We start from the raw sequence: 430 nt of genomic DNA on the forward strand, positions 1-430 counted from the left end.
CGGCGACGTGTTGAGCTAACCCATACTAATTACCCGTGAGGCTTAACCATACAACACCCAAGAAGTGTTCAGAGACTTGTAGCAGATACCGAGAACGAATAACTAAATCAGCTTTTTCAGATTGAAGATTTTGCCTGGCGGCAATAGCGCAGTGGAACCACCTGACCCCATGCCGAACTCAGAAGTGAAACGCTGTAGCGCCGATGGTAGTGTGGCATTCGCCATGCGAGAGTAGGACACTGCCAGGCATCCAATTAAACGGTGATGTGAAGAATTACATGACCGGCTGCGAGGATGACACCTCACAAACAAGCAGCAAAAGATTTAGCGAAAGCTAACCGAATGCGGAGCGGTAGTTCAGTCGGTTAGAATACCGGCCTGTCACGCCGGGGGTCGCGGGTTCGAGTCCCGTCCGCTCCGCCACTAAATT

Annotated in this window: 1 tRNA gene and 1 rRNA gene; both read left to right on the forward strand. The window is 51.4% G+C overall.

From position 1 onward, the window contains the following. The first annotated feature begins 133 nt into the window (after positions 1-133). Positions 134-248: ribosomal RNA gene (gene rrf, locus MUW49_RS20220) — 5S ribosomal RNA — on the forward strand. A 98-nt stretch (positions 249-346) separates the two neighbouring features. Further along, positions 347-423 (forward strand) — tRNA-Asp (locus tag MUW49_RS20225). Positions 424-430 lie beyond the last annotated feature (7 nt).

It is taken from the genome of Aeromonas sp. LsrichE-8G (genome assembly GCF_022869435.1).
GTDB classification, from domain to species: domain Bacteria; phylum Pseudomonadota; class Gammaproteobacteria; order Enterobacterales; family Aeromonadaceae; genus Aeromonas; species Aeromonas caviae.